This is a genomic window from Tardiphaga sp. (genome assembly GCF_028290495.1).
Classification (GTDB): domain Bacteria; phylum Pseudomonadota; class Alphaproteobacteria; order Rhizobiales; family Xanthobacteraceae; genus Tardiphaga.
On sequence record NZ_JAQGJT010000173.1, the window covers coordinates 1 to 13,826 of the forward strand.

The following is a 13,826-nucleotide window of genomic DNA, read 5'->3' on the forward strand; positions in this document are numbered from 1 at the left end:
CAGTTGGCCGACAAGGGCTTCATCCTCACCGCCACCGAGGACCTCATCACCTGGGCGCGCACCGGCTCGCTCATGTGGATGACCTTCGGCCTGGCGTGCTGCGCGGTCGAGATGATGCAGATGTCGATGCCGCGCTACGACGCGGAGCGCTTCGGCTTCGCGCCGCGCGCGACGCCGCGCCAGTCGGACGTGATCATCGTGGCGGGCACGCTCACCAACAAGATGGCTCCCGCGCTCCGCAAGGTCTACGACCAGATGCCCGAGCCGCGCTATGTCATCTCCATGGGGTCCTGCGCCAATGGCGGCGGCTACTACCACTATTCCTATTCGGTGGTCCGCGGCTGTGACCGCATCGTGCCGATCGACATCTACGTGCCGGGCTGCCCGCCCACTGCAGAAGCGCTGCTCTACGGCGTGCTGCTGCTGCAGAAGAAGATCCGGCGCACCGGCACGATTGAACGCTGAGAATCGCGAAAGCTTAAGGCTCAACTTATGGACGACGGCAAACTCGATACGCTGGGTCAGACGATAGTGGCTGCGCTGCCCGGGGCGGCGCTAGGCCATTCGGTCGCCTTCGACCAGCTCACGCTGACCGTCGAAGCGGCGAAGATCGTCGATGTCGTGCGCTTCCTGCGCGACGATCCCGGCTGCCGCTTCGTCAACTTCACCGACGTCACCGCGGTAGATTATCCCGGCCGCGAGAACCGCTTCGACGTGGTCTATCACCTGATGTCGCCGACGCTGAACACGCGCATCCGGCTCAAGGCGGAAGCCAGCGAGACGACCCAGGTGCCGTCGATCATCGACGTGTTTCCCGGCGCCGACTGGTTCGAGCGCGAGGCCTATGACCTCTACGGCGTGATCTTCGTTGGTCATCCCGACATGCGCCGGCTGCTCACCGACTACGGCTTCGACGGCCATCCGCTGCGCAAGGATTTCCCGCTCTCCGGCTTCGTCGAAGTGCGTTACGACGATCAGGAAAAACGCGTCGTCTATGAGCCGGTGCGATTGAATCAGGAATTCCGCAAGTTCGATTTCCTCTCGCCCTGGGAAGGCGCGGACTATCCGGTCCTGCCCGGTGACGAGAAGGCGGAGGTCAAGCCATGACCGAACAACCTAACGTCCGCAATTTTACGATCAACTTCGGCCCGCAGCATCCGGCTGCGCACGGCGTGTTGCGTCTGGTGCTGGAGCTCGATGGCGAAGTCGTCGAGCGCGTCGATCCGCATATCGGTCTGCTTCACCGCGGCACCGAGAAGTTGATCGAGCAGAAGACCTATCTGCAGGCGATTCCCTATTTCGACCGGCTCGATTACGTCGCCCCGATGAACCAGGAGCACGCCTTCTGCCTCGCCGCAGAAAAGTTGCTGGGCGTCACCGTGCCGCGACGTGCGCAGCTGATCCGCGTGCTGTATTGCGAAATCGGCCGCATCCTGTCGCATCTGCTCAATGTCACCACCCAGGCGATGGACGTCGGCGCGCTCACCCCACCGCTGTGGGGCTTCGAGCAGCGCGAGAAGCTGATGGTGTTCTATGAGCGCGCTTCCGGCTCGCGCATGCATGCGGCGTATTTCCGCATCGGCGGCGTGCATCAGGACCTGCCGCCGGCGCTGATCAATGACATCGACGCATGGTGCGATCCGTTCCTCGAAGTGGTGCAGGATCTCGAAACCCTGCTGACCGGCAACCGCATCTTCAAGCAGCGCAACGTCGATATTGGTGTGGTGTCGCTGGCGCAAGCGTGGGAATGGGGCTTCTCTGGCGTGATGGTGCGCGGCTCGGGTGCTGCGTGGGATCTGCGCAAGTCGCAGCCTTATGAATGCTACGCCGAAATGGATTTCGACATTCCGATCGGCAAGAACGGCGACTGCTACGACCGCTACTGCATCCGCATGGAAGAGATGCGCCAGTCGGTGCGTATCATGCGCCAGTGTATCGCCAAGCTGCGCGCGCCGGACGGGCAGGGCCCGGTTATGGTCGAGGACCACAAGGTGGCGCCGCCGCGTCGCGGCGAGATGAAGCGTTCGATGGAAGCGCTGATCCATCACTTCAAGCTCTACACCGAAGGTTTCAAGGTGCCGGAAGGCGAAGTCTATGTCGCCGTCGAGGCGCCGAAGGGCGAATTCGGCGTCTACCTGGTCTCCGACGGCACCAACAAGCCCTACAAGTGCAAGATCCGCGCACCGGGCTTTGCGCATCTGCAGGCGATGGACTTCATCTGCAAGGGGCATCTGCTCGCCGACGTCTCAGCGATTCTCGGCTCGCTCGACATCGTGTTCGGAGAGGTCGATCGGTGACATCGGTACAGTCTCCCATTCAGTTCGATCGGACTTCCGGCGCTTACCAGGGTGCAAACCTCTGGGAGCGTACGGCTGCGTTTGTGCTGATGGTGGGCTGCAAGCTGTCGGCGCCGTTCTCGCATCGCGGCTACATCATGTGCGCCAACCTGTTGCGCAAGGCGTTGCCGAAGCGCGACATCGTGGTGAAGCTTAATGCGGATGCGCGCTTCGCGTTTCCGTTCGGTGATGGCTATTGGAGCAAGCTGCTCGATCCCGCTTATTTCTACGAGGACGAGCTCGCTTTGCTGTTCCGGCACTCGGCCGACGTGGATTACACGCTGCTCGATTGCGGCGCGAACTATGGCTACTGGTCAGTGCTGGTCTCCAGCGCGCCGCTGGGTTCTCACCACTCGATCGCGATCGAGCCTTCGGCGCAGAATTTCGTCAAGCTGAACAACAACGCGAAGATCAATGGCGGGCGCTTCGAGACGATCAAGTACGCTATCGGATCGGCGCGCGGCACGGCCAATCTTTCCGGCACCAAGCACGAAGCGTTCAGCATCGTCGGTGGCGCCGATGCCGCAGGCGAAGAAGTGCCGGTGCTGGCGCTCGATAATCTGCTCGACGACGGCCGGGTGTCGGCTACTGGAAAGTACCTGATCAAGCTCGACGTCGAGGGCGTCGAGATCGAAGCTATCAAGGGCGGCACACGTTTGCTGCAAGCCGACTCGGTCATCATGTGCGAAGAGCACGGCAACGACCCCGCGCATACGGTGTCACGCTATATTCTCGAACAGACGCCGCTGACGCTATTCGTGCGCGATCCTGCCAGCAACCGCTTCGAGACCGTGACTGATCTCTCCATCCTCGACCGTATCAAGGTATCCACCAACGTCGGTTACAACGTGTTCGGCACTTCGAGCGCGTTCTGGCTCGATCGTATCAACAGCCTGAATGCGAGCGCGTCGCGCCGCACTCAATGAGAGACTAGACAATGGCCGTTCGCCGCCTCGCTCCGAAAGAATTGCAGCCCGCGACCTTCAGCTTCACGCCGGAGAACCATGCGTGGGCGTTGCAGCAGATGGAAAAATATCCGCCTGGCCGGCAGGCCTCCGCGGTGATCGCTATCCTGTGGCGGGCGCAGGAGCAGCACGCCGGCTGGGTCTCGGAAGCAGCCTTGCGCGTCGTCGCCGAGATGCTCTCCATGCCCTATATTCGTGTGCTCGAAGTCGCGACCTTCTACACGATGTTCCAGCTGCAGCCGGTCGGCAAGAAGGCCCACATTCAGGTTTGTGGCACCACGCCTTGCATGCTGCGCGGCGCCGGCGACCTGATCGACGTCTGCCAGCACCGCATCCACCACGATCCGTTCCATCTCTCCGACGATGGCGATTTCAGCTGGGAAGAAGTCGAGTGCCTTGGCGCCTGTGTCAACGCCCCGATGGCGATGATCTGGAGCGACACCTACGAAGATCTCACCAGAGACAGCATGAACAAGCTGATCGACGGCTTTGCCGCCGGCACGCCGCCCAAGCCGGGCTCGCAGATCGGCCGCCAGTTCGCAGCGCCCGAAGGCGGCGCCCGCACGCTGGTCGGCGGCGGTGCGATGACGCGCCCGCCGGTCGAGCCAGAGGCTTCGAAAGAGCCGGCGCTAGCCGATGCCGACGCCAAGAAGCCGACCCAGTCCGCCAGCGAGCGCGAGAGCCCGGCGCCGAAGGCGCCCGGAGCAGACGCGAGCAAGAATAACCCGCCGACCGGTGCGGGTCTGAAGGGGCCGGCGAAATGACCGTCGTCTCATCCATATCCGCGACCCAAGCAGGTGCCGAAGCTATGAACAGGTGGTTCTACGTCGCCCTGCACACCGCTGCGGCGGCAATCTTCATTTTCGGGCTGCAGCGCTATTTTCTGAGCGCGACGTTTGAATCAAGCCTGCTTTGGGCCGTGGTATTTGGCGGATGCGCCGCCATGCTCGCCTACAAGCAAGCCAATCGCTGATCGAGGAAGCCATGCTCGACGACAAGGACCGCATCTTCCGCAATCTTTACGGCCTCGAGGACTGGGGTCTTGAGGGCGCACGCCGCCGTGGCTCGTGGGATGGCACCAAGTCCATCCTCGACAAGGGCCGTGACTGGATCGTCACCGAAATGAAGGCCTCCGGCCTGCGCGGCCGCGGCGGGGCGGGCTTCCCGACCGGCATGAAGTGGTCGTTCATGCCGAAGGATTCGTCCGACGGCCGGCCGAGCTATCTTGTGGTCAATGCCGACGAGTCGGAGCCCGGCACCTGCAAGGATCGCGAGATCATGCGGCATGATCCGCATTTGCTGGTCGAAGGCTGCCTGATTGCCGGCTGCGCGATGGGCGCCCATGTCGGCTACATCTATGTGCGCGGCGAATTCATTCGCGAGCGCGAGCACCTGCAGGCCGCGATCGACCAGGCCTATGCGGCCAAGCTGATCGGCAAGGACAACGTCCACGGCTTCCCGTTCGACCTCTATGTTGCGCACGGCGCCGGCGCCTATATCTGTGGCGAAGAAACCGCGCTGCTGGAGAGCCTCGAGGGCAAGAAGGGCCAGCCGCGGCTGAAGCCACCGTTCCCAGCCAATGTCGGCCTCTATGGCTGCCCGACCACCGTGAACAACGTCGAGTCAATCGCGGTTGCGCCGGACATCCTGCGCCGGGGCGCCGGCTGGTTCGCCAGCATCGGCCGTCCGAACAACGTCGGCACCAAGCTTTACGGCATCTCCGGCCACGTCAACACGCCTTGTGTCGTTGAAGACGCGATGAGCATCCCGTTCCGCGAGCTGATCGAGAAGCACGGCGGCGGCATCCGCGGCGGCTGGGACAATCTGCTGGCGATCATTCCTGGCGGCGCTTCGTGCCCGCTGATTCCGGCTGCGGATTGCGAAGACCTGATCATGGATTTCGACGGCACCCGCGCCGTGAAGTCGTCGTTCGGCACGGCCGGCGTCATCGTCATGGACAAGTCTACCGACGTGGTCGCCGCGATCGCCCGTATCAGCTACTTCTTCAAGCATGAGAGCTGCGGCCAGTGCACGCCGTGCCGCGAAGGCACCGGCTGGATGTGGCGCGTGCTGAACCGCATGGTCGAGGGCCGCGCCCACAAGCGCGAGATCGACATGCTGCTGGAAGTCACCAAGCAGGTCGAAGGTCACACCATCTGTGCGCTCGGCGATGCCGCGGCTTGGCCGGTGCAGGGCCTGATCCGCGCCTTCCGCCCGGAGATCGAACGCCGTATCGACGATTTCAGCCGCAAGGCCAGCCTCGATGACCAAGGCGTTCTCGATCCCGTGCACATGGTCGCGGCGGAGTGACCATGATGTCGCAACCGAGCACCGCCTGGTGGCAGAAATACGGGACGGTCGCGCAGATGGCGCAGGCGACCGTGGCGCTGCTTGGCTTTGTTGCGATCCTGATCCAGATCAACGAGTTGCGTTCCAACAACCGCGCGACGAGCGCACGGCAAGCGTTTCTCGGCTACACCGATCTGGCGTTCAAGAATCCGAAATTCGCTGAGCCGGACTATGATGTGATCAAGGCCGGCAACCGCGACCAACAGGTTCAGTATGAGAGCTTCGTGTCGTATTTTCTCTATGCGTGCGAGGAAGCGACCGCCGCTTTTGCGGACAGGCGCGAATGGCAGGCCTCGTGCGACTACGATCTGAAGCCACATCTGCCGTTCCTCTGCGAGAAGAACAAGGCGGAGCCTGCCTACCTCGCGACCTACAACATCGACACCCAGAAATGGGTCAAGGCATCCATGAAAACGGCCAGCGTCACACCTCCGGATTGCAAGCTGGGAAAGACTTGAGGCAATGACCAAACTCATCATCGACGGCAAAGAGATCGATGTTCCCGCGGAATACACGCTGTTGCAGGCGTGCGAAGCCGCGGGCGCCGAAATTCCGCGCTTCTGCTATCACGAGCGGCTGTCGATCGCCGGCAATTGCCGGATGTGTCTGGTTGAGGTGAAGGGCGGACCGAAGCCGGTCGCTTCCTGCGCCTGGGGCGTGCGCGATTGCCGTCCTGGCCCGAAGGGCGAGCCGCCGGAGATTTCGACCAAGTCGCCGATGGTGAAGAAGGCCCGCGAGGGCGTGATGGAATTCCTGCTGATCAACCACCCCCTGGATTGCCCGATCTGCGATCAGGGCGGCGAGTGTGACCTGCAGGACCAGGCGATGGGCTACGGCGTCGACACCAGCCGTTTCGCCGAGAACAAGCGCGCCGTCGAGGACAAGTATCTCGGCGTGCTGGTCAAGACCTCGATGAACCGCTGCATTCAGTGCACGCGCTGCGTCCGCTTCGCCACGGAAGTCTGCGGCGTGCCGGAGATGGGCCTTACCGGTCGCGGCGAAGACGTCGAGATCACCACCTATCTCGAAAGTGCGCTGACCTCGGAATTGCAGGGCAACCTGGTCGATATCTGCCCGGTCGGCGCCTTGACCTCGAAGCCCTATGCTTTCGCGGCACGCCCGTGGGAGCTCGGCAAGACGCAGTCGATCGACGTGATGGACGCGTTGGGTTCTGCGATCCGCGTCGATACCCGTGGCCGTGAAGTGATGCGTATCCTGCCGCGCGTCAATGAGGCGGTGAACGAGGAATGGATTTCCGACAAGACCCGCCACATCGTCGATGGTCTGCGTACGCAGCGGCTCGATCGTCCCTACATTCGGGACAACGGCAAACTGCGCGCCGCGACCTGGGCGGAAGCCTTCGGCGCGATCGCCGCGAAGGTGGCTGGTACGTCGCCGAAGAAGATCGGCGCGATTGCCGGCGATCTCGCCGCCGTCGAGGAAATGTTCGCGCTGAAGCAGTTGCTGGCGGGCATGGGCTCGGCGAATGTCGCCACGCAGGACGGCAGTGCCTTCGATCCCGCCGCCGGCCGCGCGTCCTATATCTTCAACCCGACCATCGCCGGTATCGACGAGGCCGACGCGCTGCTGATCGTCGGCTCCAACCCGCGCAAGGAAGCCGCTGTTCTCAACGCGCGCATCCGCAAGCGCTGGCGCACCGGCAAGATGAAGATCGGCGTGATCGGCGAGAAGGCCGACCTGACCTATCTCTACGACTATCTCGGTGCCGGCACGGAGTCGCTGGGCGAACTTGCTTCCGGCAAGAACGCTTTCGCCGATGTGCTGAAGAACGCCAAGAAGCCGATCGTGCTGGTTGGCTCTGGAGCCGCCGCGCGCGCCGATGGCGCAGCGGTGCTGGCCATGGCCGCGAAGCTCGCGTCGGATTTCGGCGCCATCAAGGACGACTGGAACGGCTTTGCCGTGTTGCAGGCGACGGCCTCCAAGGTCGGCGCGCTGGATATCGGCTTCGCTCCCTCCGCCGGCAACCTCAGTGTCGCTGGCATGACCGCGCCGGGTTCGCTCGACGTGCTGTTCTCGCTCGGCGCGGATGATGTGAAGGTCGCCGACGGCACCTTCGTCGTCTACATCGGCACCCACGGCGACCGCGGCGCACACCGCGCCGACGTGATCCTGCCGGGCGCAGCCTATACCGAGAAGTCCGGTCTCTACGTCAACACCGAAGGCCGCGTGCAGATGGCGGCCCGCGCCGCTTTCCCGCCCGGCGAAGCCCGCGAAGACTGGGCCGTGATCCGCGCCTTGTCCGACGTGCTCGGCCACAAATTGCCCTACGATTCGCTGGGCGCGCTGCGCCAGGCGATCTTCAAGGCGGTACCGCATCTGATCCGGCTCGACCAGATCGAGGCCGGCGACGCTTCCGCCATCAAGACCCTTGCGGGGAACGGCGGCAACGTCGAGAAGACGGCATTCAAATCCTCCGTTGAGGATTTCTATCTGACCAACCCGATCGCGCGCGCGTCAGCCATCATGGCGGAATGTTCCCGCCTGGCCTCTGGCCAGATCCTGACGGCGGCGGAGTAAACCGATGGCTGAATTCTGGACTAGCATCTTGTGGCCGCTGATCATCATGATCGCGCAGTCGCTTCTCGTGCTCGTGGTACTGCTGATTGCGATTGCCTATATCCTGCTGGCGGATCGCAAGATCTGGGCGGCTGTGCAAATCCGTCGCGGGCCGAATGTGGTCGGGCCGTTCGGCCTGCTGCAATCCTTCGCGGATCTCCTGAAGTTCGTGCTGAAAGAGCCGGTCGTTCCGTCGGGCTCCAACAAAGCCGTGTTCCTGCTGGCGCCGCTGGTGTCCTGCGTTCTGGCGCTGGCCGCCTGGGCCGTTATCCCGATGGACCTCGGCTGGGTGATCGCCGATCTCAATGTCGGCGTGCTCTACATCTTCGCGATCTCGTCGCTGTCGGTGTACGGCATCATCATGGCCGGCTGGTCGTCGAACTCGAAATATCCGTTCCTGTCGGCGCTGCGCGCCGCGGCGCAGATGGTGTCCTACGAAGTCTCGATCGGCTTCGTCATCATCACCGTCATGCTCTGCGTCGGCTCGCTGAATCTGTCGGCGATCGTGCAGGCGCAGGACGGCAAGTGGGGCATGCTCGGCTGGTACTGGATTCCGCTGTTCCCGATGTTCGTGGTGTTCTACGTCTCGGCGCTGGCAGAGACCAACCGTCCTCCCTTCGATCTGGTCGAAGCGGAATCGGAACTGGTCGCCGGCTTCATGACCGAATACGGCTCGACGCCGTACCTGTTGTTCATGCTCGGCGAATACGTCGCCATCGTCACGATGTGCGCGCTGGCCACGATCATGTTCCTCGGCGGTTGGCTGTCGCCGATCCCGTTCGCGCCATTCACCTGGGTGCCCGGAATCATCTGGTTCGCGCTCAAGGTGTTTTTCATGTTCTTCCTGATTGCGATGGCGAAGGCGATCGTGCCGCGCTACCGCTACGACCAGCTGATGCGCCTGGGTTGGAAGGTGTTTTTGCCGCTGTCGCTGGGCTACGTCATCTTGGTCGCGGCCGTGCTGCAATTCGGGGGGCTTGCTCCGAAATGAGGTCACTATGAATATCAGGGCAACCGCTCACTCGCTTTTGCTGGCGGAATTCGTATCGGCGTTCGTTCTCGCCATGCGCTATTTCTTCAAGCCGAAGCCGACGCTGAATTATCCCTTTGAGAAGGGGCCGATCTCGCCGCGTTTCCGTGGCGAGCACGCGCTGCGCCGTGACCCGAACGGCGAAGAACGCTGCATCGCCTGCAAGCTGTGCGAAGCCGTATGTCCGGCGCAGGCCATCACCATCGAGGCCGGCCCGCGCCGCAATGACGGCACGCGCCGCACCGTGCGCTACGACATCGACATGGTGAAGTGCATCTATTGCGGGCTGTGCCAGGAAGCCTGTCCGGTCGATGCGATCGTCGAGGGCCCGAACTTCGAATTCGCGACCGAGACCCGTGAGGAATTATATTATGACAAGGCGAAACTGCTCGCCAACGGCGACCGCTGGGAACGAGAGATTGCAAAATCGATCGAACTCGACGCGCCGTACCGGTAGGACACAGTCATGATTTCCGCATTGTTCTTCTATCTGTTTGCCGGTGTCTGCGTCGCCAGCGCGGTGATGGTGATTGCGTCGCGCAATCCCGTCCATGCCGTACTGTTTCTGATCCTCGCTTTCGTCAACGCGTCCGGCCTGTTCGTGCTGATGGGCGCCGAATTCCTGGCGATGCTCCTGATCGTCGTCTATGTCGGCGCGGTCGCGGTGCTGTTCCTGTTCGTCGTCATGATGCTCGATGTCGATTTCACGCAGCTGCGTGAGGGCTTCATCGAATACCTGCCGTTCGGCCTGCTGATCGGCGTGATCTTCCTGGCTGAGCTTCTGCTCGTGGTCGGCGGCTGGGTGATGAACCCGAACGTCACCAAGTCGATCACAGCAGCGATCCCGACCAATGTCAGCAACACCGAGGCGCTCGGCCTGGTGCTGTATACGAAGTATATCCATTACTTCCAGCTCTCGGCGATGGTGCTGCTGGTGGCGATGATCGGCGCGATCGTGCTGACGCTGCGCCACAAGGCGAGCGTCAAGCGCCAGGACATCAATGTGCAGAACGCCCGCACCCCGGCTCTGGCCATGGACGTGCGCAAGGTCGCAGTCGGGCAGGGCCTGCAGGACGCGGACGCCTCGGAGTGGGTCAAATGACGATCGGTCTCGGACACTACCTGGCGGTCGGCGCGATCCTGTTCACGCTCGGCATTCTCGGCATCTTCCTCAACCGCAAGAACGTCATCGTCATCCTGATGTCGATCGAGCTGATCCTGCTGTCGGTGAACATCAACCTGGTCGCGTTCTCGACCTTCATGGGCGACATCGTCGGCCAGGTGTTCGCGCTGCTGGTGCTGACCGTGGCCGCTGCGGAAGCAGCCATCGGTCTCGCCGTGCTTGTCGTCTATTTCCGCAACCGCGGCTCGATCGCGGTTGAAGACATCAATCTGATGAAGGGCTGAGCCAGTTATGATCCAGGCTCTCGTTTTCCTGCCGCTGATCGGCGCCATCCTGGCCGGGCTTATCGCCCTGTCGGGCGCGCACGCGCGCAACCCCAGCGGCGACCAGCTCGACCATCACCACGACGATGCGCACGGCCATGCCGACGCGCATGCGGCGCATGCCCATGACGACCACGCGGCCGACGACCACGGCCACGACGACCATCACGTCGCGGAGCCGGCGGCTGTCGGTTCGCGCGCCGCAGAATTGATCACGTCGGCGCTGCTCGTCGCTTCGGCGGCTCTGTCGTGGATGACGCTGGTCGACGTCGGCTTCATGCATCACGACGTCCGCGTCCTGTTGATGCCGTGGATCAATTCCGGCGACCTGCAACTTTCCTGGACGCTGCGCGTCGATACGCTGACCGCCGTGATGCTGGTCGTCGTCACCACGGTGTCGGCGCTCGTGCATATTTATTCTCTCGGCTACATGGAAGACGATCCGAACCGGCCGCGCTTCATGGCGTATCTGTCGCTGTTCACCTTCATGATGCTGATGCTGGTAACCGCGGACAATCTGGTGCAGCTGTTCTTCGGCTGGGAAGGCGTCGGTCTCGCCAGCTACCTGCTGATCGGCTTCTGGTACCAGAAGCCCACCGCGAACGCCGCTGCGATCAAGGCCTTCGTGGTCAACCGCGTTGGCGACTTCGGTTTCCTGCTCGGCATCTTCACGCTGTTCATGCTGATCGGCTCGACGGATTTCGACACCATCTTTTCTGCCGCGCCCGGCCTGACCGGCAAGACTATCAACTTCTTCGGTTGGCATGCCGACGCGCTGACATTGACCTGCCTGCTGCTGTTCATGGGCGCGATGGGCAAGTCTGCCCAGTTCCTGCTGCACACCTGGCTGCCGGACGCGATGGAAGGTCCGACCCCGGTGTCGGCGCTGATCCACGCCGCGACCATGGTCACCGCGGGCGTCTTCATGGTGGCGCGCATGTCGCCGGTGTTCGAGCTTGCGCCGAACGCGCAGGCCGTCGTGATGCTGGTTGGCGCGACCACGGCGTTCTTCGCCGCGACCATTGGTCTGGTGCAGAACGACATCAAGCGCATCGTGGCGTACTCGACCTGTTCGCAGCTCGGCTACATGTTCGTGGCGCTGGGGGCAGGGGCCTATTCGGTCGCCATGTTCCACCTGTTCACGCATGCCTTCTTCAAGGCGCTGCTGTTCCTGGGCTCGGGCTCGGTGATCTACGCGATGCACCACGAGCAGGACATCCGCAACATGGGCGGGTTGAAGGACAAGATCCCCTTCACCTACAGCATGATGGTGATCGGCACGCTGGCGCTGACCGGCTTCCCGCTGACCGCAGGCTACTTCTCCAAGGACGCCATCATCGAGGCCGCGTTCGTCTCGCACAACCCGTTCGCGCTGTACGGCTTCCTGATGACCATCATCGCTGCCGGCCTGACGTCGTTCTATTCCTGGCGCCTGATCTTCAAGACCTTCCACGGCGCGCCGCACGACAAGAAGCATTATGACGCGGCACATGAGGCACCGCTCGTGATGCTAGTGCCGCTCGGCGTGCTGGCGGCCGGGGCGATCTTTGCTGGCTTCCCGTTCAAGGAACTGTTCGCCGGCCACGGCGTGGAGGAGTTCTTCCGGGCGTCGCTGAAGAACCATCCGCATTTGCTGGAAGAGATGCACCACATCCCGGCTTTGGTTGCCAATCTGCCGACGGCGATGATGGTGGGCGGCTTCCTGGTTTCGTGGCTGTTCTACATCCGGCGTCCGTATCTGCCCGTCGAACTCGCCGGCCAGCACCCGCTGCTGTACAAGTTCTTGCTCAACAAGTGGTACTTCGACGAGCTGTATGACCTGATCTTCGTGCGTCCCGCCAAGAGGCTCGGCCGCTTCCTGTGGAAGGTCGGCGACGGCAAGATCATCGACGGTCTCGGCCCCGACGGCATTTCGGCTCGCGTGCTCGATGTCACCCGCGGCGCAGTACGGATCCAGACCGGCTACCTCTACCACTACGCCTTCGCGATGCTGATCGGCGTCGCCGGTCTGATCACCTGGTTCATATTCGGCCTGGGGGGCCAGTAATGTCGGCTTCCGTAATGACCTGGCCTATCCTGTCCGTCGTCACCTTCCTGCCGACCGTAGGCGCTGTTCTGGTCTACTTGCTGGCACGTGGCGGGGACGAGGCCGCGAACCGCAATGCGCGCTGGATCTCGATCTGGGCGACCTTGATCACCTTCGCGGTCTCGCTGATCCTGGTGATGCGTTATGATGCGGCCAATGGCGACTTCCAGTTCGTCGAGAAGCTGCCGTGGCTGGCCAACGCCATCAATTATCACATGGGCGTGGACGGCATTTCGCTGCCCTTCGTGATTCTGACCACCGCCTTGATGCCGTTCTGCATCCTGGCGTCGTGGAAGGCGATCACCAAGCGCGTGCCGGAATACATGATGGCGTTTCTGGTGCTGGAAACGCTGATGATCGGCACCTTCTCGGCGTTGGATCTGGTGCTGTTCTATCTGTTCTTCGAAGGCGGCCTGATCCCGATGTTCCTGATCATCGGCGTCTGGGGTGGCCCGCGCCGGGTCTACGCGTCCTTCAAGTTCTTCCTCTATACGCTGCTCGGCTCCGTGCTGATGCTGCTGGCGATCATGGCGCTGTACTGGAATGCCGGCACCACCGACATCCCAACGCTGATGCACACCGCCGTGCCGCGCAACCTGCAGACCTGGGCCTGGCTGGCGTTCTTCGCCTCGTTCGCGGTGAAAATGCCCATGTGGCCGGTGCACACCTGGTTGCCCGATGCGCACGTCGAGGCGCCGACCGCAGGCTCGGTGATCCTGGCCGGCATCCTCTTGAAGATGGGCGGGTACGGCTTCTTACGTTTCAGCCTGCCGATGTTCCCGGCGGCCTCGCACTATTTCACGCCGCTGGTCTTCGCGCTCAGCGCCATCGCCGTGGTCTACACCTCACTGGTCGCCTTCCGTCAGACCGACATCAAGAAGCTGATCGCCTATTCGTCGGTGGCCCACATGGGTTTTGTGACCATGGGCATCTTCAGCGGCAACGCGGTCGGCGAACAGGGCGCGATCTACCAGATGCTGAGCCACGGCATCATTTCCGGTGCGCTCTTCCTCTGCGTCGGGGTCGTCTATGACCGC

Annotated in this window: 15 protein-coding genes; all 15 read left to right on the plus strand. The window is 62.7% G+C overall.

The annotated features are described in order from the left end of the window. The coding region (locus JWQ24_RS25715; protein WP_299814493.1) for an NADH-quinone oxidoreductase subunit B at positions 1 to 465 on the plus strand (465 nt) is incomplete at its 5' end. Between the two features lie 27 nt (positions 466 to 492). Next, positions 493 to 1,107 (plus strand): NADH-quinone oxidoreductase subunit C, encoded by a 615-nt coding sequence (locus JWQ24_RS25720; protein ID WP_299814496.1) that lies wholly within the window; start codon positions 493 to 495, stop codon positions 1,105 to 1,107. Next, positions 1,104 to 2,297, plus strand: a complete 1,194-nt coding sequence (locus JWQ24_RS25725; RefSeq protein ID WP_299814499.1) for an NADH-quinone oxidoreductase subunit D — start codon at positions 1,104 to 1,106, stop codon at positions 2,295 to 2,297. Before JWQ24_RS25720 ends, JWQ24_RS25725 begins: the two co-directional genes overlap by 4 nt. Then, positions 2,294 to 3,262: an FkbM family methyltransferase gene (locus JWQ24_RS25730; protein WP_299814502.1), complete on the plus strand. Its 969-nt coding sequence runs from the start codon at positions 2,294 to 2,296 to the stop codon at positions 3,260 to 3,262. The genes JWQ24_RS25725 and JWQ24_RS25730 overlap by 4 nt, the downstream gene beginning before the upstream one ends. A gap of 11 nt (positions 3,263 to 3,273) precedes the next feature. Next, on the plus strand, positions 3,274 to 4,065 hold the full coding sequence (gene nuoE, locus JWQ24_RS25735; protein WP_299814504.1) for an NADH-quinone oxidoreductase subunit NuoE: 792 nt from the start codon (positions 3,274 to 3,276) through the stop codon (positions 4,063 to 4,065). Beyond that, positions 4,062 to 4,274: a hypothetical protein gene (locus JWQ24_RS25740; RefSeq protein WP_299814506.1), complete on the plus strand. Its 213-nt coding sequence runs from the start codon at positions 4,062 to 4,064 to the stop codon at positions 4,272 to 4,274. Before nuoE ends, JWQ24_RS25740 begins: the two co-directional genes overlap by 4 nt. A gap of 11 nt (positions 4,275 to 4,285) precedes the next feature. After that, positions 4,286 to 5,611, plus strand: coding sequence for an NADH-quinone oxidoreductase subunit NuoF (nuoF, locus tag JWQ24_RS25745; RefSeq protein WP_299814509.1), 1,326 nt, complete (start codon positions 4,286 to 4,288; stop codon positions 5,609 to 5,611). Positions 5,612 to 5,616: 5 nt separating this feature from the next. Continuing rightward, positions 5,617 to 6,108 carry a hypothetical protein gene (locus JWQ24_RS25750; protein ID WP_299814511.1) on the plus strand — a complete coding sequence of 164 codons (492 nt, stop codon included), beginning with the start codon at positions 5,617 to 5,619 and terminating at the stop codon, positions 6,106 to 6,108. A 4-nt stretch (positions 6,109 to 6,112) separates the two neighbouring features. Continuing rightward, a complete protein-coding gene (nuoG, locus tag JWQ24_RS25755; RefSeq protein ID WP_299814513.1) occupies positions 6,113 to 8,188 on the plus strand; it encodes an NADH-quinone oxidoreductase subunit NuoG in 2,076 nt (691 codons plus the stop codon). A 4-nt stretch (positions 8,189 to 8,192) separates the two neighbouring features. Next, positions 8,193 to 9,218: an NADH-quinone oxidoreductase subunit NuoH gene (gene nuoH, locus JWQ24_RS25760; protein ID WP_299814516.1), complete on the plus strand. Its 1,026-nt coding sequence runs from the start codon at positions 8,193 to 8,195 to the stop codon at positions 9,216 to 9,218. A gap of 7 nt (positions 9,219 to 9,225) precedes the next feature. Beyond that, positions 9,226 to 9,714 (plus strand): NADH-quinone oxidoreductase subunit NuoI, encoded by a 489-nt coding sequence (gene nuoI / locus JWQ24_RS25765; RefSeq protein WP_299814519.1) that lies wholly within the window; start codon positions 9,226 to 9,228, stop codon positions 9,712 to 9,714. Between the two features lie 9 nt (positions 9,715 to 9,723). After that, positions 9,724 to 10,359 (plus strand): NADH-quinone oxidoreductase subunit J, encoded by a 636-nt coding sequence (locus tag JWQ24_RS25770; RefSeq protein WP_299814521.1) that lies wholly within the window; start codon positions 9,724 to 9,726, stop codon positions 10,357 to 10,359. Next, positions 10,356 to 10,664, plus strand: coding sequence for an NADH-quinone oxidoreductase subunit NuoK (nuoK, locus tag JWQ24_RS25775; protein WP_299814523.1), 309 nt, complete (start codon positions 10,356 to 10,358; stop codon positions 10,662 to 10,664). Before JWQ24_RS25770 ends, nuoK begins: the two co-directional genes overlap by 4 nt. A gap of 7 nt (positions 10,665 to 10,671) precedes the next feature. Next, the gene (gene nuoL, locus JWQ24_RS25780) at positions 10,672 to 12,750 is read left to right on the plus strand and encodes an NADH-quinone oxidoreductase subunit L (protein ID WP_299814526.1); all 2,079 of its coding nucleotides are present in this window, start codon (positions 10,672 to 10,674) and stop codon (positions 12,748 to 12,750) included. Then, positions 12,750 to 13,826: NADH-quinone oxidoreductase subunit M (locus JWQ24_RS25785; RefSeq protein WP_299814529.1), on the plus strand; the 1,077-nt coding region annotated here is incomplete at its 3' end. The genes nuoL and JWQ24_RS25785, both read left to right, overlap by 1 nt.

Coding starts and splice junctions, on each gene's coding strand:
- JWQ24_RS25770 (WP_299814521.1), top strand. CDS start 9,724: ATGATTTCCGCATTGTTCTTCTATCTGTTTGCCGGTGTCTGCGTCGCC.
- nuoK (WP_299814523.1), top strand. CDS start 10,356: ATGACGATCGGTCTCGGACACTACCTGGCGGTCGGCGCGATCCTGTTC.
- nuoL (WP_299814526.1), top strand. CDS start 10,672: ATGATCCAGGCTCTCGTTTTCCTGCCGCTGATCGGCGCCATCCTGGCC.
- nuoI (WP_299814519.1), top strand. CDS start 9,226: ATGAATATCAGGGCAACCGCTCACTCGCTTTTGCTGGCGGAATTCGTA.
- JWQ24_RS25740 (WP_299814506.1), top strand. CDS start 4,062: ATGACCGTCGTCTCATCCATATCCGCGACCCAAGCAGGTGCCGAAGCT.
- JWQ24_RS25750 (WP_299814511.1), top strand. CDS start 5,617: ATGTCGCAACCGAGCACCGCCTGGTGGCAGAAATACGGGACGGTCGCG.
- nuoH (WP_299814516.1), top strand. CDS start 8,193: ATGGCTGAATTCTGGACTAGCATCTTGTGGCCGCTGATCATCATGATC.
- nuoE (WP_299814504.1), top strand. CDS start 3,274: ATGGCCGTTCGCCGCCTCGCTCCGAAAGAATTGCAGCCCGCGACCTTC.
- nuoG (WP_299814513.1), top strand. CDS start 6,113: ATGACCAAACTCATCATCGACGGCAAAGAGATCGATGTTCCCGCGGAA.
- JWQ24_RS25720 (WP_299814496.1), top strand. CDS start 493: ATGGACGACGGCAAACTCGATACGCTGGGTCAGACGATAGTGGCTGCG.
- nuoF (WP_299814509.1), top strand. CDS start 4,286: ATGCTCGACGACAAGGACCGCATCTTCCGCAATCTTTACGGCCTCGAG.
- JWQ24_RS25725 (WP_299814499.1), top strand. CDS start 1,104: ATGACCGAACAACCTAACGTCCGCAATTTTACGATCAACTTCGGCCCG.